This window comes from Lentilactobacillus senioris (genome assembly GCF_026798195.1).
Taxonomy (GTDB): domain Bacteria; phylum Bacillota; class Bacilli; order Lactobacillales; family Lactobacillaceae; genus Lentilactobacillus; species Lentilactobacillus senioris_A.
In genome coordinates this window covers 49,899-67,515 of record NZ_JAPQEZ010000006.1, presented here as the reverse complement: position 1 = coordinate 67,515, position 17,617 = coordinate 49,899, and the positions used below count along the sequence as shown (strand labels likewise).

The window sequence follows — 17,617 nt, the reverse complement described above, 5'->3', positions numbered from 1 at the left end:
ATGGATAATACAAAAAGATGTGGGTTAGTAGTGTATGTCCATACACCTAGGCATTTAAAGGAATTACGGAAGTATGGCACCATTTATTATTTTTCTCGCAAGATGCGGTATGTGGTGATGTACGTTGATAAAGAAAATAAAGCACAGATTGCTGAAGAAATTGGTGAGTTGGGATTTGTTAAACAGGTAATTGATTCTCATATGTCTGAATTGAGAGAACAATTAATCTCACGATCCACCACTAATTCGATTGAATTTGATAAACGAGATGATGAGGAAGAACCATGAGAATTGTATCCGGAAAATTTGGTGGCATTCGCTTAGAAGGAGTGAAGGGGGATAAAACCCGACCTACCACCGATAAAGTTAAAGAATCACTGTTTAGTATGCTAGGAGCTTATTTCGATGGTGGTAACTTTTTAGACCTTTATGCTGGCTCTGGGGCAGTTGGCTTGGAAGCTATCTCACGAGGGATGGATACTGCTGTCCTAGTTGATCGTCAGTATCAGGCTATCAAGACAATCAAAGATAATGTAACTAAGTTGCATGCAGAAGAGCAGGTTCGAGTGATTAAGGGGACTGCTGAAAAAGTTTTGATTGACTTATCATCAGAAGGGCAACGGTTTGACATGGTATTTTTAGATCCGCCATATAAGTTACAAAAAATGGTGACGGTAATGGAACAGATGCAGCGGTTAAATTTATTAGCAGAGGGAGCCATTGTGATTTGTGAAACCGACAATGAAACTGAATTACCTGATCAATTTGCTAGTTTTACGAAAACTAAGCAAAAAGAATATGGATTAACTCGATTGAATTTTTATCGATTTGAGGTGGAATAATGAAAAATGCAGTTTATGCAGGTAGCTTTGATCCCATAACTTTGGGGCACATAGAAGTTATAGAAAAAACTCATAATTTATTTGATCATTTATATGTAGTTATTGCTCAAAACACTCAAAAAAAAGGCTTATTTACAGTTACTGAACGTCAACAGCAAATTGCTACTGCAGTGAATCAGTTTGAGAATGTTTCGGTAGTAGTCTCTGATCATTTAACTGTGCAAACTGCTCAGGAATTGCAAGCTCAGTATTTGGTACGAGGAGTTCGAGGAACTATTGATTTGGAGAGTGAAATGGCCATTGCTGAATTAAATAGCAATCTAGATAGTGACATTCAAACTATTTTTATTCCAGCTAGTGCTAAAACTAGAGCAGTTTCTTCTAGTATGATTAAAGAAATTGCAAGTTTTGGTGGTGACGTAACTAATTTTGTTCCTCAAAATGTGGCTGATGATTTTAAACGAAAATTTGAGGAGCAGAAATAAATGAAACGTAAATGGCCTAAACCCGTTTTTTGGTGGCTAATTGGTGTTGTGTTATTAACGGTATTTTTGTTTTGGCCGCTTCCTAAATATATTGAAGGGCCGGGAGAGGCTTCTGCAATTAATAGCTTTGTCCGCATCAAGGATCATCCCGATAAACAAAAGGGTTCCTTTATGCTGACATCTGTTGGAATTGCTCAGGCACGACCGTTAACCTATTTGTGGGCTAAAATAGTGCCGTATTATACTATCGAAGATGCTAATGACGTTACTAGCGGCCAAAATATGGTGCAATACGAACAAGTGCAAAAATTCTATATGCAAAGTTCAATTAATGAGGCTATCTTTACTGCTTATAAGGCTGCTCATCAAAACGTCGAGCGAAAGTATAATGGTATTTATGTATTAGACGTTCAAAAAAATTCTAAGTTTAAAAATGAATTGGCCGTCGGTGATGTAGTTACCGCTATTGATGGTCATCACTTTAAGAATTCTAACGGTTTTGTAAATTACATTAAAGGCAAAAAAGCAGGAAACAAGGTTACAATTTCTTACGAACGAAATGGAGTTCACAAAACAGCTAGTGAACCCTTGATCAAAATTAACAAACAGAGAGCTGGTATTGGTATTATTTTAACGGACAATATGACAATCCACACTGACATCCCTGTTAAAGTTAATCCGGGAGATGTGGGTGGTCCATCTGGTGGAACTATGTTTGCATTGCAAATTTATGGCCAACTGACTAATCAAGATCTGCGTCACGGCCAAAAAATTGCCGGCACAGGGACTATCGATGCTGAAGAAAATGTTGGTGAAATTGGTGGCATTGATAAAAAAATTATTGCGGCTAAACGTAGTAGGGCTAAAGTCTTCTTAGCGCCTTACATTAAACCCACTAAGGCGGTTTTGAAAGCTGAACCTGATCATTTAACTAATTATCAGCTTGCTAAAAAAACAGCTAAAAAATATGCTCCTAATATGAAAGTAGTTCCCATTAGCACTTTCGAACAGGCAATTTCATATCTAAAAAACCAAAAGGATTAATTTAATTAATCCTTTTTTTCGTACTTAAATTTAAGAAAGGAGCTGAGTAAGGTGGAACGAATCAAAGACTTTATTGATGAACATTTATATCATATTTTACTTACTATGTTAGGAATAATTGGATTATTAATTGGTGGGTTGGCAGTTACTAATAATCAACCACATGATATTAGAGAAACAGTGTCCCGACCAACCGCTGCTAAGATAAGCTCGGAAAAAGCGAGTTACTCTGCTAAAAGTAACAATGTAAACAGGCCCGAAACTAAAGAATCCGAGCAATTATATGTAGATATTAAAGGAGCGGTAAAAAGACCAGGTGTTTATCAGGTAACTCAGGAGATGCGGACTCAAGAAGCGATTAATTTAGCCGGAGGATTTACCAAATCGGCCGATAAAAAACAAATTAATTTAGCGGGTAAATTGGCAGACCAACAGGTAGTTTACGTACCGTTACGTGGTGAAATTAAAGGTAATTCTTTAGAGCAGGGGATTACCCCTCAAACACCGCAAGTTACTGGCAAAAGCGCTAATGGTAGTAATGAGTCTACAAGTAGTTCAGCTAGCTCTATAAATGCTGATTCCAATAGTGAGCAAATTAACCTTAATACGGCAGACAAAACTAAATTACAAGAATTAACGGGTATTGGAGAAAAGAAGGCAGAACAAATTATTGCTTATCGAGAATCTACCGGTCAATTTAAACAAATTGAAGATTTAAAAAATGTATCTGGATTTGGTGATAAAACGTTTGAAAATCTGAAGGATTATATCTGTGTCTGATAAGTTAAGCAAATATGCACCTTCTGGTGATTGGATCTATGTTTCTAATATTATGTTTTTTCCGGCATTATTTTTACTTGCTACTAGCGTATTATTGTATGGCAACTGGAAATTAGGAACCGTATTAATTTCGGTAATCCTTATTAGAACTTTCAGGTTAAAAACTAATTGGGTCTGGATTGTTATCTTACTGGTATTAATGGGTTACTTATTGGCGGTGAGGAATAATAATCAACAATTGGAAGTTCAAAAACAAATAATAGGTAATTATGAGGGAAACCTAACCATTTATCCTGATGCATACCAGGTTAAGGGAAATTTATTGACGGGTAAAGCACAGGTTGGCAAGGGAATTAAACAACAAACTGTAACTATGTTGGCTACTATCGCTAAACCTGAGGAACAACAATGGTTGCTCGCTCAAACTAAACCAGTACAGTTAAAAGTTGCGGGAGTTATTGAACCGATTAAAAAACCAACTAATTTTAATCAATTTAATCCTCAGTTATTTTATAAAGTTCAAAATATTTCTAATCAATTAATGGTGGGCCGAATAATTAAATTTAAAAATATTAATCGGCTAAGTTGGAGTGCTAAAATTCATGTCCTTAGATCTCGATTTAATCATTACTGCCAACAATTACCCACGTATCTAAAAATTTATGCGTTGGGATTAATTAGCGGCTATCGAGAAGCTGATTTTTATGAATTAACTCCGGGGGTAAGTCAGTTAGGATTATTACACATATTTAGTATTTCTGGGATGCACGTAGCTTATTTATTAACGTTATTAGACTACAGCTTAAAATGGTTACCAGATAAATTAAAATTAATGTTAGAAGTCATTATTTTGATTATTTATTTTGTCTTTGCTGGGGCAGCGGTTGGCTTATTAAGAGCAGTTTTAAGTGCTGAAATTAAGACGGGATGTCGTTTATTTAACTATCAGATTAGTCCGTTAGATATTTGGAGTATTACTTTAATGATTAATTTGATTTTGTTCCCGGCGGCATTCTTTTTATTAGCTTGCCAATTTAGCTATGCGTTATCTTTTGGACTTATTTTATTACGAGATAAGGGGACAATTGCCAAAACTGTATGGTTGAATTTATTGAGTTTACCAATTATTTTGGAAAATATTTTTGAATGGCATGTTTTATCATTATTAGTTAATATTTTGATTCTTCCCATTTTTAGTATGTTCATCATGCCATTAGTCTTGTTAGGAGTAGGACTTAGCTTTCTTCGGCTACCTGGCTTAGTGACGATTAATTTTGTGATTGGTGAATTTAATAATAGTTTGAATTTTATTAGTCAATTACCAGGGATGATAACGTTTGGTAAACCAGGCTTAATTAATTCTTTGATATTGTTTTCTTTAACGGTTGCGCTTATCATTAAGAAACGAGCTAAATTTGGAACGATACTGCTGATTTTCTTTTATGGGGTTTGTTTTATCCGCATCCATTATCCCATTACTGGAGAGGTAACGATGTTTGACGTGGGCCAAGGAGATAGTTTTTTGGTGAGAACCCCACGAAACAAATCAGTTAATATTATAGACACGGGTGGCAAATTAACCTTTGAGACTCAAAAATGGCAACAACGAACGCCAAGTTATCAGGCGGAACGGACAGCTATTAACTATTTAAAAAGTATTGGTATTCAAACGATTGATAATGTTTGGATTAGTCATCAAGATGCAGATCACTGTGGAGATTTACCAGCTTATCTGCAAAAATTACACGTGAATAACCTTATGGTACCAGCAGGAATGGAAGCTAATCCAAAATTTCTGCGGCGCTTAAAGGCAGGTCAATTTACTCACTTAATTCCCATAACTAATCAAATGACTAATTATCCGGGACCTTTTGAATGTTTTCATCCCTTTACTGCGGGTGAAGGTAAAAATGAAGATTCACTAGTTTTAGGGGGAACATTCGGACGGCAAAAGTGGCTATTTACTGGCGATTTAGATCGTTCAAATGAATTACAGTTGTTAAACAGGTACCCGCAACTGAAGGTTGATATTTTAAAAGTGGGACATCACGGTAGTAAAACAGCCAGTGACCCGCAGTTTATTAAACAATTAAATCCTAAAGTTGCCTGGATTTCAGCTGGTAAACGTAACCGGTATAATCACCCTAATCGAGAAACTTTGACTACTTTAGCTAAAAACAATGTTGAAGTTATGAATACTCAACAAAATGGAATGATCCAATACAGTTATAAGCCTAATCAAGTTGGCACTATTAAGCGGGATGTTAAGCAAAGAAGGGATGTCACACATGGACTACTTAACTTTTAAAAAACAATTTAATCCGAGTGAACCAGCCGGAGTTTACCTGATTCAAGGAGACCAGGACTATTTAACGGATCAAATCAAACAACAGTTCATTCAATTGATACCGGAAGAAGAACAAGAAATGAATGTTGGAATTTATGATATGGAAGAAGAACCAGTTGGTAATGCCATTGGTGATGCTAAATCTATTCCGTTTTTTGGCGAACGACGGTTAGTAATTATTAAACGTCCCTTTTTTTTAACGGGAGCTAAAACAAAGTCCAAAGTAGATCACAATTTAGACGATTTAATCGAATATTTAAAGCACCCTGAACCCAGTACCATTTTGGTAATTTTTGCCCCTTATGAAAAATTAGATTCTAGAAAAAAAGTTACTAAGGCTATTAAAACGGCGGCTGAAGTAATAGAAATTAATCAAAGTTCAGAACAACAGGTAAAGCGGTTAGTAACCGAAATTGTAACTGAAAATGGCTATCAAATTTCTTCATCGGTGGTAGAGGCTATTGTCCAGCGAACCAGTGCAAATCTAACTTTGATTATGAATGGTCTGGAAAAACTATTTTTATACTATCAAGACACCAAAGTGATAGAAGCGGATGTAGTTGCTGATTTGGTAGGGCAATCTATGGAACAAAACGTATTTGACTTAGTCCAATTAGTTCTGACTAAAAAAACTACTAAGGCTATTGAGCTATATCACTCCTTAGTGGTTGAAGGAGAAGAGCCGTTAAGAATTAATGCGGTATTGGTGCAGCAGTTTAGGTTGTTATTGCAAGTGATGATTTTGAAAAAACATGGTTATTCTCAAGGGAGTCTGGCTACTAGCTTAAAAGTACATCCTTACCGAATTAAATTAGCCTTGCAAGTAGGAAATAAATTTAGCTATCCAGATTTAAGGCGGGGGTATTTAGGGCTAATTGACCTAGAAACTGCCTTAAAATCAACTGCTCAAGATCCAGAATTTTTATTTGAATTATTTTTACTTAAATTTGCTGATGTTAAAACTAACGCATAAAAAAGAGCCTACTTTGAAAAAATTTCAAAGCAGGCTTTTTGAGAAAATAAAAAAACAGTCGTTAGGGCAGCTAACAACTGTTGGTTTAATTATTTAGCTAACTTAGTTAAACGTGACTTGTCACGAGCTGCTTTGTTAGCTTTGATTAATCCTTTTGATTTAGCGTGATCAACGGCACTGATTGCTTTAGTGTAAAGTTCACTAGCATCACTGGCACCGGCTGCTTGAGCTTTTTCAAACTTCTTAACAGCAGTACGCATAGTGCTTAGTTGAGCTGCATTACGACGGTTAGCCTTTTCGTTGGTTTTAACACGTTCGATCGCTGATTTAATGATTGGCATATATTTCACCTCCGATACTTATGTATCTAAATACAAATTGAAATTCAACAAAGATTATTATACAGAACCTAGAGATTCAATGCAAGAAAAAACGGGAATCTAGCTGATTAGTTCTTGTCTTTTGATAATTTTTCGGCTATACTGAGTTTTGTGCTTCTAGCACAGACCATCACTTAGTTTGTCGGGATCACCGTTGCCGCTTACTCAGTGACTGGAAATAATAAATAAGGTGGTACTATCATGGCTCTTACACAAGCAAAGAAAAACGAAATTATCAAGCAATACGCTCGTCACGAAGGTGACACTGGTTCTGCTGAAGTTCAAATCGCAATTTTAACTGCTGATATTAACGAAATCAACGAACACATGCGTAACCATAAAAAAGATTTCCACTCACAACGTGGATTGATGAAGAAGATTGGTCACCGTCGTAATTTGTTGGCATACCTTCGTAAGGAAGATGTACAACGTTACCGTGAACTTATCAGAAGTTTAGGTCTTCGTCGTTAATATTAATTTTTTAAGGACTGACATTGTCAGTCCTTTTTCTTTTGCCAAAAAATGATGGAAATATTTCGAACCGGAATTAAATTATGGTACACTGTAAGAAGCTGAAACGAACGGAAAAAATAAAAACCAAATTTTTGAGGTGGAACATGAAAAACGATATTAAACTAATTACTCTTGGCGGGGTTCGTGAAAACGGCATGAATATGTACGTTGCCGGGATTAATGGTAATCTTTATATTTTAGATTGTGGGTTAAAATACCCAGAAAACGAATTACTAGGAATTGACGTAGTTATTCCGGACTTTACTTACTTAAAAGAACATGAAGACCAAATTGTAGGGGTCTTTTTAACCCATGGACATGCTGATGCGATTGGGGCATTGCCTTATTTCCTATCCGAATTTAACGTGCCAGTATTTGGTTCTGAAATGACGATTGAATTGGCTAAACTAAACGTTGAAGATAACCCCGAATCAGCTGGATTCGATGATTTTCACGTCATTAGTGATCAAAGTGAAATTGAATTTGAAGATGTAAACGTTACTTTCTTTAAGACTACGCATTTAATTCCTGGCTCCATGGGAATTGCTTTGCACACTACTGACGGAGCAGTTGTTTATACTGGGGACTTCAAGTTTGATCAAACGGCACTACCTACTTACCAAACTGATTATTCAGCTTTGACTAAACTGGGTAGTGAAGGAGTTTTGGTCTTATTAAGTGATTCTAGTAATGCTGAAAACCCAGCACCTAGCGTAACTGAACAAACTATTGGTGAATATATTTACGATACATTTAATTATCATCACAGCAGAATCATTGTTGCCAGTGTAGCTTCTAATATTATTAGAATGCAACAAGTCTTTGATGCAGCTGCCAGAACTAATCGTAGAGTTTATCTAGCAGGTCACGATTTAGAACGGATAGTAAGAACGTCAATCCGACTAAACGATTTGGTATTGCCTACTGAAGATCTGTTAATTGAATCTAAAAAAGAATTAAAGGACATGGATCCTGATAAAGTAGTTATCATTCAAACTGGTAAAATGGGTGAACCAATCAAGGCAATCCAACGAATGGCCAACAAAGAACAAAGTGATATTAATATTGAACCTAACGATTTAGTGTTCATTACAACTACTCCATCTACTGCAATGGAAACCACCGTTGCCAAAACTCGTGATATGGTTTACAGAGCAGGGGCAGAAGTCCGGATGATTGCTGATGAAATGAATTCTTCTGGAGATGCTAGTCAAAATGACTTGCAATTATTGATGAATTTATTAAAACCTAAGTTCTTGATTCCAGTTCAAGGTGAATACCGCTTATTGGATGCCCACTGTGCATTAGCTCGCCAAGTAGGAATGACGGCTGATCAAATTTACTTGCCCGCTAAGGGGGATGTAATTGCCATTAATCAAGACGATATGAACATTTCAGATAGTGTTTCTGCTTCTGATACCATGATTGATGGTATTGGAGTAGGAGATATCGGCAATATTGTCTTGCGAGATCGAAAAGTGTTATCAGAAGACGGAATCTTTGTAGCCGTGGTAACAATTGATCGAAAGAAAAAGAAAATTATTGCTAAACCTAAATTAACTTCTAGAGGTTTTGTTTACGTTAAGGCTAATAAAGACTTGATGCGGGAAGCTTCTGATATTATTGAAAAAACGGTTGCTGATAATTTAACTAACAAGGAATTTGACTGGAGCAACTTGAAACAGGATGTGCGAGAAAGCCTTAGTGACTATTTATATGAACAAACTAAGCGGCGACCAGTTATCTTGCCAGTGATTATGGAAGTTAACCAACACCATAAACGCACTAACAAGAAAAAAACTAAAAAAACTACTGATAAACCAGAAAATACTAAAAAACAAGAAAAATAATTAAGGCGACCCTTCGATAGTTGAAGGGTCGTTTTATAACTGTGAGGATAAATTAATGACGGGTAAATTACCAGAACGGTATTTTCAAGAATTAGAACAAATTCAAGCCAATATTAGTGAGCAACAAATTGAACTAGCAATTCCACGAGCTTTAAATTTATACGAAGAGTACCCAACCTTTGATGCTAATAAATTGCTAGTACACGCATTGTTGCTAAGTGATGAAGATGATTTAGCGCTAAGTTATTTAACGGATTTTGATCAGCAATATCGAAATAAGATTGAGTTGATTGATGATGTTTTAAATACATTATTAACACACCACGCGTTTGTCTTAGCATGGCAATTAAACCATAGATTAAACTTAGAAAAAAATAATTTTATTGAATCAGCAGAGCAAAATTATCAATTAAACAATGCTAAAAAAATTGCTGAACTAACTAGACAGGTGAGTTCAGTGGGAACGTTAGCGCTAGAGGAACAGTCTGTGATCTTAAAGCAAGCCAAGTATTTACCCCTTAGTAGTTATCGAATTGCAGTCCAATTAGTGTTACAGGATCCAGATGTTTGGCAACCAGTTAAAAGTGATATTTTGCAGACTCTTAAATTAGCTGGGGTAACGGATAAAATCGTAGTTACTGGGACATTTCAAGCCAAATTACCAGTTAATTTAGCTACGATTGATAATGAAATTCAGGGATCTAAATTTCAGCAAATTAAAGAAATTGTGTGGAAACAAATAGGGGCTATTGATCCTGTCCAGTGGCAAATAGCTGAAAAAGAATTGTTTTTACAAAGTGCGTATTTGTATCCTAATGCTGATCAAATCATTCAAAATCCAGATATTTGGGCTGATTTGTTGATTCAAAAGTTAAAAGGGGAGTCACCAATAGTTAATGATGAAGTTGCTCAACAACTTTTAGAAATTCAAAGGCAACTTGACCAAAAAATTCATGAAGATCTGGGATTTTAATAAATATTATTGGTAAAAATTAAATAATCTGTTTACAAACGATTTTACTTTGAATATAATGTTTAGGAGTTCTTCAATATCAGGCTTAATTTATTTGGTCTTTTGGAGAAGATGTAGTATAATTCTTAATAGAAATGCATCGAATAAATTTGGTGTAATTCTTGAAAACACAGGAGGTTTCATTAATGGCAAAAGAACATTATGAAAGAACAAAACCCCATGTAAACATTGGTACTATTGGCCATATTGATCATGGGAAAACTACTTTAACTGCTGCAATCACTAAAGTTTTGGCTTCTAAAGGTTTAGCTAAAGCTGAAGACTACGCTGATATCGATGCAGCCCCAGAAGAACGTGAACGTGGTATCACGATCAACACTGCCCACGTTGAATACGAAACTGAAAACCGTCACTACGCTCATATTGATGCCCCAGGACATGCTGATTACATCAAGAACATGATCACTGGTGCCGCTCAAATGGACGGTGCTATCTTGGTTGTTGCCGCAACTGATGGTCCTATGCCACAAACTCGTGAACATATCCTTCTTGCTCACCAAGTTGGTGTTGAATACATCGTTGTATTCTTGAACAAGACTGATTTAGTTGATGATGATGAATTGACTGACTTAGTTGAAATGGAAGTTCGTGAATTACTTTCAGAATACGATTACCCTGGAGATGATATTCCAGTTGTCCGTGGTTCAGCTCTTAAAGCCCTTGAAGGCGACGCAGAACAAGAACAAGTTATCCTTAACTTGATGGACATCGTTGATGAATACATCCCAACTCCAGAACGTGACGACAGCAAGCCATTCTTGATGCCTGTTGAAGATGTCTTCACTATCACTGGTCGTGGTACTGTTGCATCTGGTCGTATCGAACGTGGTGTTGTTAAGATTGGTGACGAAGTTGAAATCGTTGGTTTGACTGACGAAGCAACTAAGACTACTGTTACTGGTTTGGAAATGTTCCGTAAGACTCTTGACGAAGGTCAAGCCGGCGATAACGTTGGTGTACTTCTTCGTGGTGTTGACCGTGACCAAGTTGTTCGTGGTCAAGTGCTTGCTGCACCTGGTTCAATCCAAACTCACAAGAACTTCTCTGGTCAAGTTTATATCTTGAGCAAAGAAGAAGGTGGCCGTCATACTCCATTCTTCTCAAACTACCGTCCACAATTCTACTTCCACACTACTGATGTTACTGGTGTGATCGAATTGCCAGAAGGTGTTGAAATGGTTATGCCTGGTGATAACGTTACATTCACTGTTGAATTAACTAAGCCAGTTGCCATCGAAAAAGGTACTAAGTTCACCATCCGTGAAGGTGGTCATACTGTTGGTGCCGGTGTTGTTGGTGAAGTTCTAGACTAATTTCTCAACACACAAAAAGAGTTACGGCTATGCCGTAGCTCTTTTTTTATATGAAAATACGATAAATATTTTACTTTTAGCTGTTGATACGTTAAACTAATACTGTTATGCAATCAAGAATTGTAAAAAATAATCTTTTCGTCTCGGAGGGAACAAAATGTCTGCAAAATGGGAAAAGAAAGGTACTAATGATGGAGAATTAACTTTCGAAATTAGTGCCGACAAGATCAGTGAAGGTTTAGATAAAGCCTTCAACCGTAACAAAAAAAATATTAGTGTACCTGGTTTCCGAAAAGGAAAGGTTTCACGCCAAGTATTTAATAAAATGTATGGTGAAGAATCATTGTACGAAGATGCACTTAACATCTTGCTTCCAGAGGCTTACTCTGCTGCCGTAACAGAAGCTGCTATCGAACCAGTTGATCAACCACAAATTAACGTTGAATCAATGGAAAAGGGTAAAGACTGGGTTATCAAGGCTGTTGTTTCTGTTAAACCAGAAGTTAAGCTTGGTGAATACAAAGGCTTAAGTGTTCCAAAACAAAACACTCGCGTTTACCAAAAGGACATCGATGCTGAACTTGAAAAACGTCGTGAACAACAAGCAGAATTAGTTCTTAAAGAAGATAAGGCTGCTGAAAATGGTGACACTGTTGTTATTGACTTTGATGGTTACGTTGATGACAAGCAATTTGACGGTGGTAAAGCTGAAAACTATTCACTTGAATTAGGTTCTGGCTCATTTATTCCTGGTTTTGAAGATCAATTAGTTGGTCATAAAGCCGGTGAAGATGTTGACGTTAAAGTTACCTTCCCAGAAAATTATCAAGCTGAAGAATTAGCTGGTAAAGATGCTATCTTTAAAGTTAAGATTCACGAAGTTAAAGCTAAGGAACTTCCAGAACTTGACGACGAATTTGCTAAGGACGTTGATGAAGACGTAGATACCCTTGACGAATTAAAAGACAAGATTAAAGAACAACTTAAGGAAGATAAGAAAGCTGCTGCTCACGATGCTATCGAAGATGCCGCTCTTTCAGAAGCCGTTGACAATGCTGAAGTTAAGGAAATTCCACAAGCTATGATGGATGAAGATATCCAACGTCAAATGGATCAATACTTAGCTGGTATGCAACAACAAGGTATCAATGCTCAAATGTACTTCCAATTGACTGGAACTACTGAAGACGACCTTAAGAAGCAATTTGCTGATGGTGCTGAAAACCGTGTTAAGACTAACCTTGTTTTAGAAGCTATCGTTGCTGCTGAAAAGATTGAACCTTCAGAAGAAGATGTTGCTGCTGAAGTTAAAGATCTTGCTCAACAATACGGCATGGAAGAAACTGCGGTTCGGAATGCCTTAACTGATGATATGTTGAAGCATGATATTGCTATTAAGAAGGCTGTTGACATGGTTGTTGACTCTGCTAAACAAGATAGTAAAGCTAAAGACGATTCAGAAGACAAGTAATTAACCTCGAAGATCCGTTTTTATAACGGATCTTTTTTCGATAAGAGCTAATAGTTGCTTTTTAGAGTAAACGTGGTAAAGTACCTCCTAGTTGAGGATTGAAATTTATTGAATTTGAATTGATTAAAGGAGGAAAACAATTGTTTGAAGATAATGAATCAAGTGGAACGATCACTTGCTCCTTTTGTGGTAAAACCCAAGACCAAGTTCAAAAAATTGTAGCAGGTCCTGGAGTTTACATTTGTAACGAATGTATTGATCTTTGCAAGGAAATCATTGACGAAGAGTTAGTGGCTGAAAGCAAAAATACTAATGATGCCCCTTTGAGTGTTCCTACGCCTGCAGAAATTTTACAAGAACTAGATCAATTTGTAATTGGACAAAACGATGCTAAGCGAACTTTGTCAGTTGCCGTTTATAATCACTACAAACGAGTTAATGAGTTAGCTAAGCATGGTGAAGATGATGACGAACTAGAATTGCAAAAGAGTAATATCGCTTTAATCGGCCCAACCGGATCAGGGAAAACCTATTTAGCTCAAACTTTGGCTAAGATTTTGAATGTTCCGTTTGCGATTGCAGATGCAACCACTTTAACAGAAGCTGGTTACGTAGGGGAAGACGTTGAAAACATTCTGCTCAAGCTTTTACAAAGTGCTGATTATGATGTTGAACGGGCTCAAAAGGGAATTGTTTATATCGATGAAATCGATAAAATTGCCAAAAAAGCAGAAAACGTGTCGATTACTCGAGATGTTTCTGGTGAAGGGGTTCAACAAGCCTTGCTTAAAATTTTAGAAGGTACTATTGCCAGTGTTCCACCTCAGGGTGGCCGAAAGCACCCACAACAAGAGCTAATTCAAATTGACACTACCAATATTTTGTTTATCGTTGGTGGCGCGTTTGATGGAATTGAAAGTATTGTTAAGGGACGTTTAGGTGATAAAACAATTGGTTTTGGAACTAATTCTGATGCTGCTCCTGATTTAGATGATGATCGTATCATGCAAGCAGTAGTACCGGAAGACCTTTTGAAATTTGGATTAATTCCAGAATTTATTGGTCGTTTGCCAATTTTAACTGCGCTAAACAAGTTAACTCAAGCTGATTTAGTTCGGATTCTTACACAACCTAAGAATGCTTTGGTAAAACAATATACTAAGTTATTAGAGCTAGATGGAGTAAAACTAGAATTTACTGACGATGCGCTAGAAGAAATGGCTCAGTTAGCAATTTCTAGAAAAACTGGAGCTCGTGGCCTACGTTCAATCATTGAAGACGTAATGCGTGATATTATGTTTGATTTACCTAGTCGTGATGACGTTGAAAAGGTAATTATTAATGGAGCTACGGTTACTGAACAAATTGAACCAAAATTAATTTTAAAAGCGTCATAACCCAATCATAAGAAGAGAAGAAGGCGGATATGTTATCCAGACCTCTTCTTTTTTTATGGAACAGTGTGTTATAGTGTCTTAGGATCTTTAAATCAGAAAGGGTGGCAGTAATGGACGTCCATAATGTCGAATTAACAATTAGTGCGGTAGCACCGAAACAATATCCTAGTGGAAACTTACCAGAAATTGCCTTGGTTGGTCGTTCCAATGTTGGAAAATCATCATTGACCAATACTTTAATCAATCGACGTAGTTTTGCTAGAACGTCCAGTCAACCTGGAAAAACTCAAACGTTGAATTTTTATCAAATTGAACAGCAATTGTACTTCGTTGATGTTCCAGGATATGGGTATGCTAAAGTATCTAAAGTGGAACGGGAGAAGTGGGGGCAAATGATTGAAACCTACCTAACTAGTAGGGATCAATTAAAAGGAGTTATTACCCTAGTGGATGGTAGACATGCTCCTACGGAAGACGATATTGCCATGCACGAGTGGTTAAACTACTACAACATTGACACATTAGTGGTAGCAACCAAAATGGATAAAATCGCTAAAGGTAAATGGAATAAGCAGGAAAAAATTATTCGACAATCTTTAGACATGAGTGGCGCTGAACCATTAGTTCTCTTTTCTGCTGTTTCTAAAACCGGAAAAGATGCCGTATGGGATTGGATTGAGGAAAGGACGAAGTAATTTGGATTTAAATGAATATCAAAAAGCAGCTAACCGAACCCTGTTAGGAAAAGAACAGGTATTAACTAACTGTGCTTTAGGGTTAAGTGGCGAAGCGGGTGAAGTTGCTGATCTAGTTAGAAAATACACTTTTCAAGGATCTGATTTAAATAAAGATCAATTAGTTAAAGAGCTCGGTGACGTTTTATGGTATTTGTCTCAAGTTGCTCAATGGGCTGATATTCCTCTAGATGATGTAGCTCAGGATAATATTGACCGGTTAACGGCTCGTTATCCAACTAAATAAGTTGCTAAAAAGCCCCCTAGTAAATTACTAGAGGGCTTAACTTATCTGAAGTTATTTCTTACGACCAAAAAGAGAATGTTTTTTGGCTTTATCTTTTTTAGGAGCTTTTTTATCTTCATCTCGTTTTAAGAAACGATCTCGTTGATTATCTTCGGTTTCCATTTCAGCAAATTTGCCAAAGGAAGCACTGAGGTCATCTTTTCGTTTTACGGTTAATCCCAATTCTGCCATCTCCTTACTTTTAACTCATTCTAGCTAAAAAAAAAATACTTGTCATCTCTTGAGGATCAATGACATTAAATTAAAATATTGTCACATCTAATTAATAAATGACAATGTTTGAAACCAGATATTATTCAGAGTATAATTTAGCAAGCGTTTTGTAGGGAGGACTATTTATTGGCATCTGAATATTTAGAGCATAAGTTAAGTTTATTGCCTGATTTGCCCGGTATTTATCTGATGAAAGATATCAATGGGCAAATTATTTACGTTGGCAAAGCCAAAAACCTAAAAAATCGAGTGCGATCTTATTTTAAGAGTAGCCACGAAGGTAAAACGGCAAAACTAGTATCTACGATTGCTGACTTTGAAACCATTATTACATCTACTGATAAGGAAGCGTTCTTATTAGAAATCACAATGATTCAAAAGCACCGACCTTATTTCAATATCCGCTTGAAACAAGGAAACGGGGGCTATCCCTATATTAAAATTACTAATGAACGAGATCCTCAAATTAAAATTGTTAACACGATTAATAAAGATGGGGCGTACTATTTCGGTCCTTACCCCAATGTTTATGCGGCTGATGAAACGGTCAACTTTTTACAAAAAGTTTATCCACTCCGGCGTTGTAATGGCTATCAAGGCCGGCCTTGTCTGTATTACCACATGGGGCAATGTTTGGGAGCTTGCTTTAAAGAAGTACCGGAAGAAGAGTATGCTAAACAAATTCAACACATTAAATCATTTCTAAATGGCAATGTGGGGCGTGCTAAAAAAATGCTCACTAATCGTATGCAAGAAGCCGCTCAACAAATGGAATATGAACGAGCTGCTGAAATTAGGGACCAAATTAAATACATTGAAATGACGGTGGAAAAGCAAAAAATTATTTCTACTGATAATACTCCCCGTGACATTTTTAATTACTATGTCGACAAGGGGTGGCTGTCGATTCAGATTTTCTTCATTCGGCAGGCTAGGCTAATTAAACGGGAAAAAAGATTATTTCCTATAATCAATGATCCTGAAGAAGAAATGGTGAGCTTTATTACGCAATTTTATCAACAAAAGAATCAAATTCTACCCAAAGAAATTTTGGTACCGAAAACGTTACCTACGGATTTAGTTAGTCAGTTGGTAGAAAATACTCCGGTTCGAACACCGGTAAGGGGCGAAAAACGCGATTTACTGGAAATGGCTCAAAAAAATGCACAGTTAGTGTTAGAAGAAAAGTTCAGATTACTAGAATTAGACGAGCGAAAAACGACTGGGGCCATGAAAGAATTAACCGATGCGATGGGCATTGCTCCGGGAAGTAAAATTGAAGCGTTTGATCATTCCCATATTCAGGGAGCTGATTTAGTTTCAGCCATGGTGGTTTTTGTAGATGGTCAACCTAACAAAAGCTTGTACAGAAAATATAAGCTTAAGACGGTAGACCATGCAGATGAAGCGGCTAGTACTAAAGAAGTAATTCGCCGCAGATATACACGACTATTAAAGGAACACGCTGAAATGCCAGATCTAATCTTAATGGATGGTGGCGAAATCCAGATGAATGCCGCTAAAGACGTGTTGGAAAACGAATTAGGGCTTCACATTCCAGTGGGAGGGATGGTCAAAAATGATCATCACCAAACTGCGGATTTACTATTTGGCAACGGTGACGAACATTTATACTTGGATCCTAAGAGTCAGGGCTTTTATTTACTCCAACGAATTCAAGATGAAGTGCATCGGTTTGCAATTAGTTTTCACCGGAAAGTTCATTCCAAGAACTCTTTAGGTTCTAGACTGGATAATATTAAGGGCGTGGGTCCTAAAACCCGGAATAAACTATTACGACAATTTGGTTCTGTGAAAAAGATTTCGCAAGCCACTATTTCGGACCTAAAGAAGCTGGGGATTTCAGAAACGGTAGCCCAAACTATTAAGCTTTCTTTAAGTAAGGTTGATTCTGAAACAAAATAGGATATCTCT

The 17,617-nt window shown here is 36.8% G+C and carries 18 protein-coding genes; 16 read left to right on the top strand and 2 right to left on the bottom strand.

Annotated features, from left to right (window positions below):
- From OXT66_RS08205 to holA, 7 genes are read left to right on the top strand one after another with little or no spacing between them, the layout of a single operon-like run.
- Entirely contained in the window at positions 1-288 is a 288-nt protein-coding gene (locus OXT66_RS08205) for a YlbG family protein (protein ID WP_268596888.1), read from the top strand.
- On the top strand, positions 285-842 hold the full coding sequence (gene rsmD / locus OXT66_RS08200; protein WP_268596887.1) for a 16S rRNA (guanine(966)-N(2))-methyltransferase RsmD: 558 nt from the start codon (positions 285-287) through the stop codon (positions 840-842). The genes OXT66_RS08205 and rsmD overlap by 4 nt, the downstream gene beginning before the upstream one ends.
- Positions 842-1,327: a pantetheine-phosphate adenylyltransferase gene (gene coaD / locus OXT66_RS08195; RefSeq protein ID WP_268596886.1), complete on the top strand. Its 486-nt coding sequence runs from the start codon at positions 842-844 to the stop codon at positions 1,325-1,327. The genes rsmD and coaD overlap by 1 nt, the downstream gene beginning before the upstream one ends.
- The gene (locus OXT66_RS08190) at positions 1,328-2,371 is read left to right on the top strand and encodes a SepM family pheromone-processing serine protease (protein WP_268596885.1); all 1,044 of its coding nucleotides are present in this window, start codon (positions 1,328-1,330) and stop codon (positions 2,369-2,371) included.
- Between the two features lie 51 nt (positions 2,372-2,422).
- The gene (locus OXT66_RS08185; RefSeq protein ID WP_268596884.1) at positions 2,423-3,151 is read left to right on the top strand and encodes a ComEA family DNA-binding protein; all 729 of its coding nucleotides are present in this window, start codon (positions 2,423-2,425) and stop codon (positions 3,149-3,151) included.
- Positions 3,144-5,459: a DNA internalization-related competence protein ComEC/Rec2 gene (locus OXT66_RS08180; protein ID WP_268596883.1), complete on the top strand. Its 2,316-nt coding sequence runs from the start codon at positions 3,144-3,146 to the stop codon at positions 5,457-5,459. Before OXT66_RS08185 ends, OXT66_RS08180 begins: the two co-directional genes overlap by 8 nt.
- The gene (gene holA, locus OXT66_RS08175; RefSeq protein WP_268596882.1) at positions 5,440-6,471 is read left to right on the top strand and encodes a DNA polymerase III subunit delta; all 1,032 of its coding nucleotides are present in this window, start codon (positions 5,440-5,442) and stop codon (positions 6,469-6,471) included. Before OXT66_RS08180 ends, holA begins: the two co-directional genes overlap by 20 nt.
- 89 nt (positions 6,472-6,560) lie before the next feature.
- Here the strand turns inward: holA and rpsT are convergent, their stop codons facing one another.
- Positions 6,561-6,812 (bottom strand): 30S ribosomal protein S20, encoded by a 252-nt coding sequence (rpsT, locus tag OXT66_RS08170; protein ID WP_054670874.1) that lies wholly within the window; start codon positions 6,810-6,812, stop codon positions 6,561-6,563.
- A 240-nt stretch (positions 6,813-7,052) separates the two neighbouring features.
- On the opposite strand from rpsT, the gene rpsO reads away from it, so the two are divergent.
- From rpsO to OXT66_RS08130, 8 genes are all read left to right on the top strand, one after another.
- On the top strand, positions 7,053-7,322 hold the full coding sequence (rpsO, locus tag OXT66_RS08165; RefSeq protein WP_268596881.1) for a 30S ribosomal protein S15: 270 nt from the start codon (positions 7,053-7,055) through the stop codon (positions 7,320-7,322).
- 146 nt (positions 7,323-7,468) lie between these two features.
- Positions 7,469-9,214 (top strand): ribonuclease J, encoded by a 1,746-nt coding sequence (locus OXT66_RS08160; RefSeq protein ID WP_268596880.1) that lies wholly within the window; start codon positions 7,469-7,471, stop codon positions 9,212-9,214.
- A gap of 55 nt (positions 9,215-9,269) precedes the next feature.
- Positions 9,270-10,187 carry a hypothetical protein gene (locus OXT66_RS08155; protein WP_268596879.1) on the top strand — a complete coding sequence of 306 codons (918 nt, stop codon included), beginning with the start codon at positions 9,270-9,272 and terminating at the stop codon, positions 10,185-10,187.
- Positions 10,188-10,372: 185 nt separating this feature from the next.
- Positions 10,373-11,560, top strand: coding sequence for an elongation factor Tu (gene tuf, locus OXT66_RS08150; RefSeq protein WP_268596878.1), 1,188 nt, complete (start codon positions 10,373-10,375; stop codon positions 11,558-11,560).
- Positions 11,561-11,717: 157 nt separating this feature from the next.
- Positions 11,718-13,031 (top strand): trigger factor, encoded by a 1,314-nt coding sequence (tig, locus tag OXT66_RS08145; protein WP_268596877.1) that lies wholly within the window; start codon positions 11,718-11,720, stop codon positions 13,029-13,031.
- Positions 13,032-13,171: 140 nt separating this feature from the next.
- Positions 13,172-14,428: an ATP-dependent Clp protease ATP-binding subunit ClpX gene (clpX, locus tag OXT66_RS08140; RefSeq protein WP_268596876.1), complete on the top strand. Its 1,257-nt coding sequence runs from the start codon at positions 13,172-13,174 to the stop codon at positions 14,426-14,428.
- Between the two features lie 110 nt (positions 14,429-14,538).
- Positions 14,539-15,123 carry a ribosome biogenesis GTP-binding protein YihA/YsxC gene (gene yihA, locus OXT66_RS08135; RefSeq protein WP_268596875.1) on the top strand — a complete coding sequence of 195 codons (585 nt, stop codon included), beginning with the start codon at positions 14,539-14,541 and terminating at the stop codon, positions 15,121-15,123.
- 1 nt (position 15,124) lies between these two features.
- The gene (locus tag OXT66_RS08130; protein WP_268596874.1) at positions 15,125-15,409 is read left to right on the top strand and encodes a nucleoside triphosphate pyrophosphohydrolase family protein; all 285 of its coding nucleotides are present in this window, start codon (positions 15,125-15,127) and stop codon (positions 15,407-15,409) included.
- Between the two features lie 51 nt (positions 15,410-15,460).
- On the opposite strand, the gene OXT66_RS08125 is transcribed toward OXT66_RS08130, so the two are convergent.
- Positions 15,461-15,631, bottom strand: coding sequence for a hypothetical protein (locus OXT66_RS08125; protein WP_268596873.1), 171 nt, complete (start codon positions 15,629-15,631; stop codon positions 15,461-15,463).
- 177 nt (positions 15,632-15,808) lie between these two features.
- Here OXT66_RS08125 and uvrC point away from each other — a divergent pair, with 177 nt between their 5' ends.
- Positions 15,809-17,608, top strand: a complete 1,800-nt coding sequence (gene uvrC, locus OXT66_RS08120; RefSeq protein WP_268596872.1) for an excinuclease ABC subunit UvrC — start codon at positions 15,809-15,811, stop codon at positions 17,606-17,608.
- Positions 17,609-17,617: the final 9 nt, after the last annotated feature.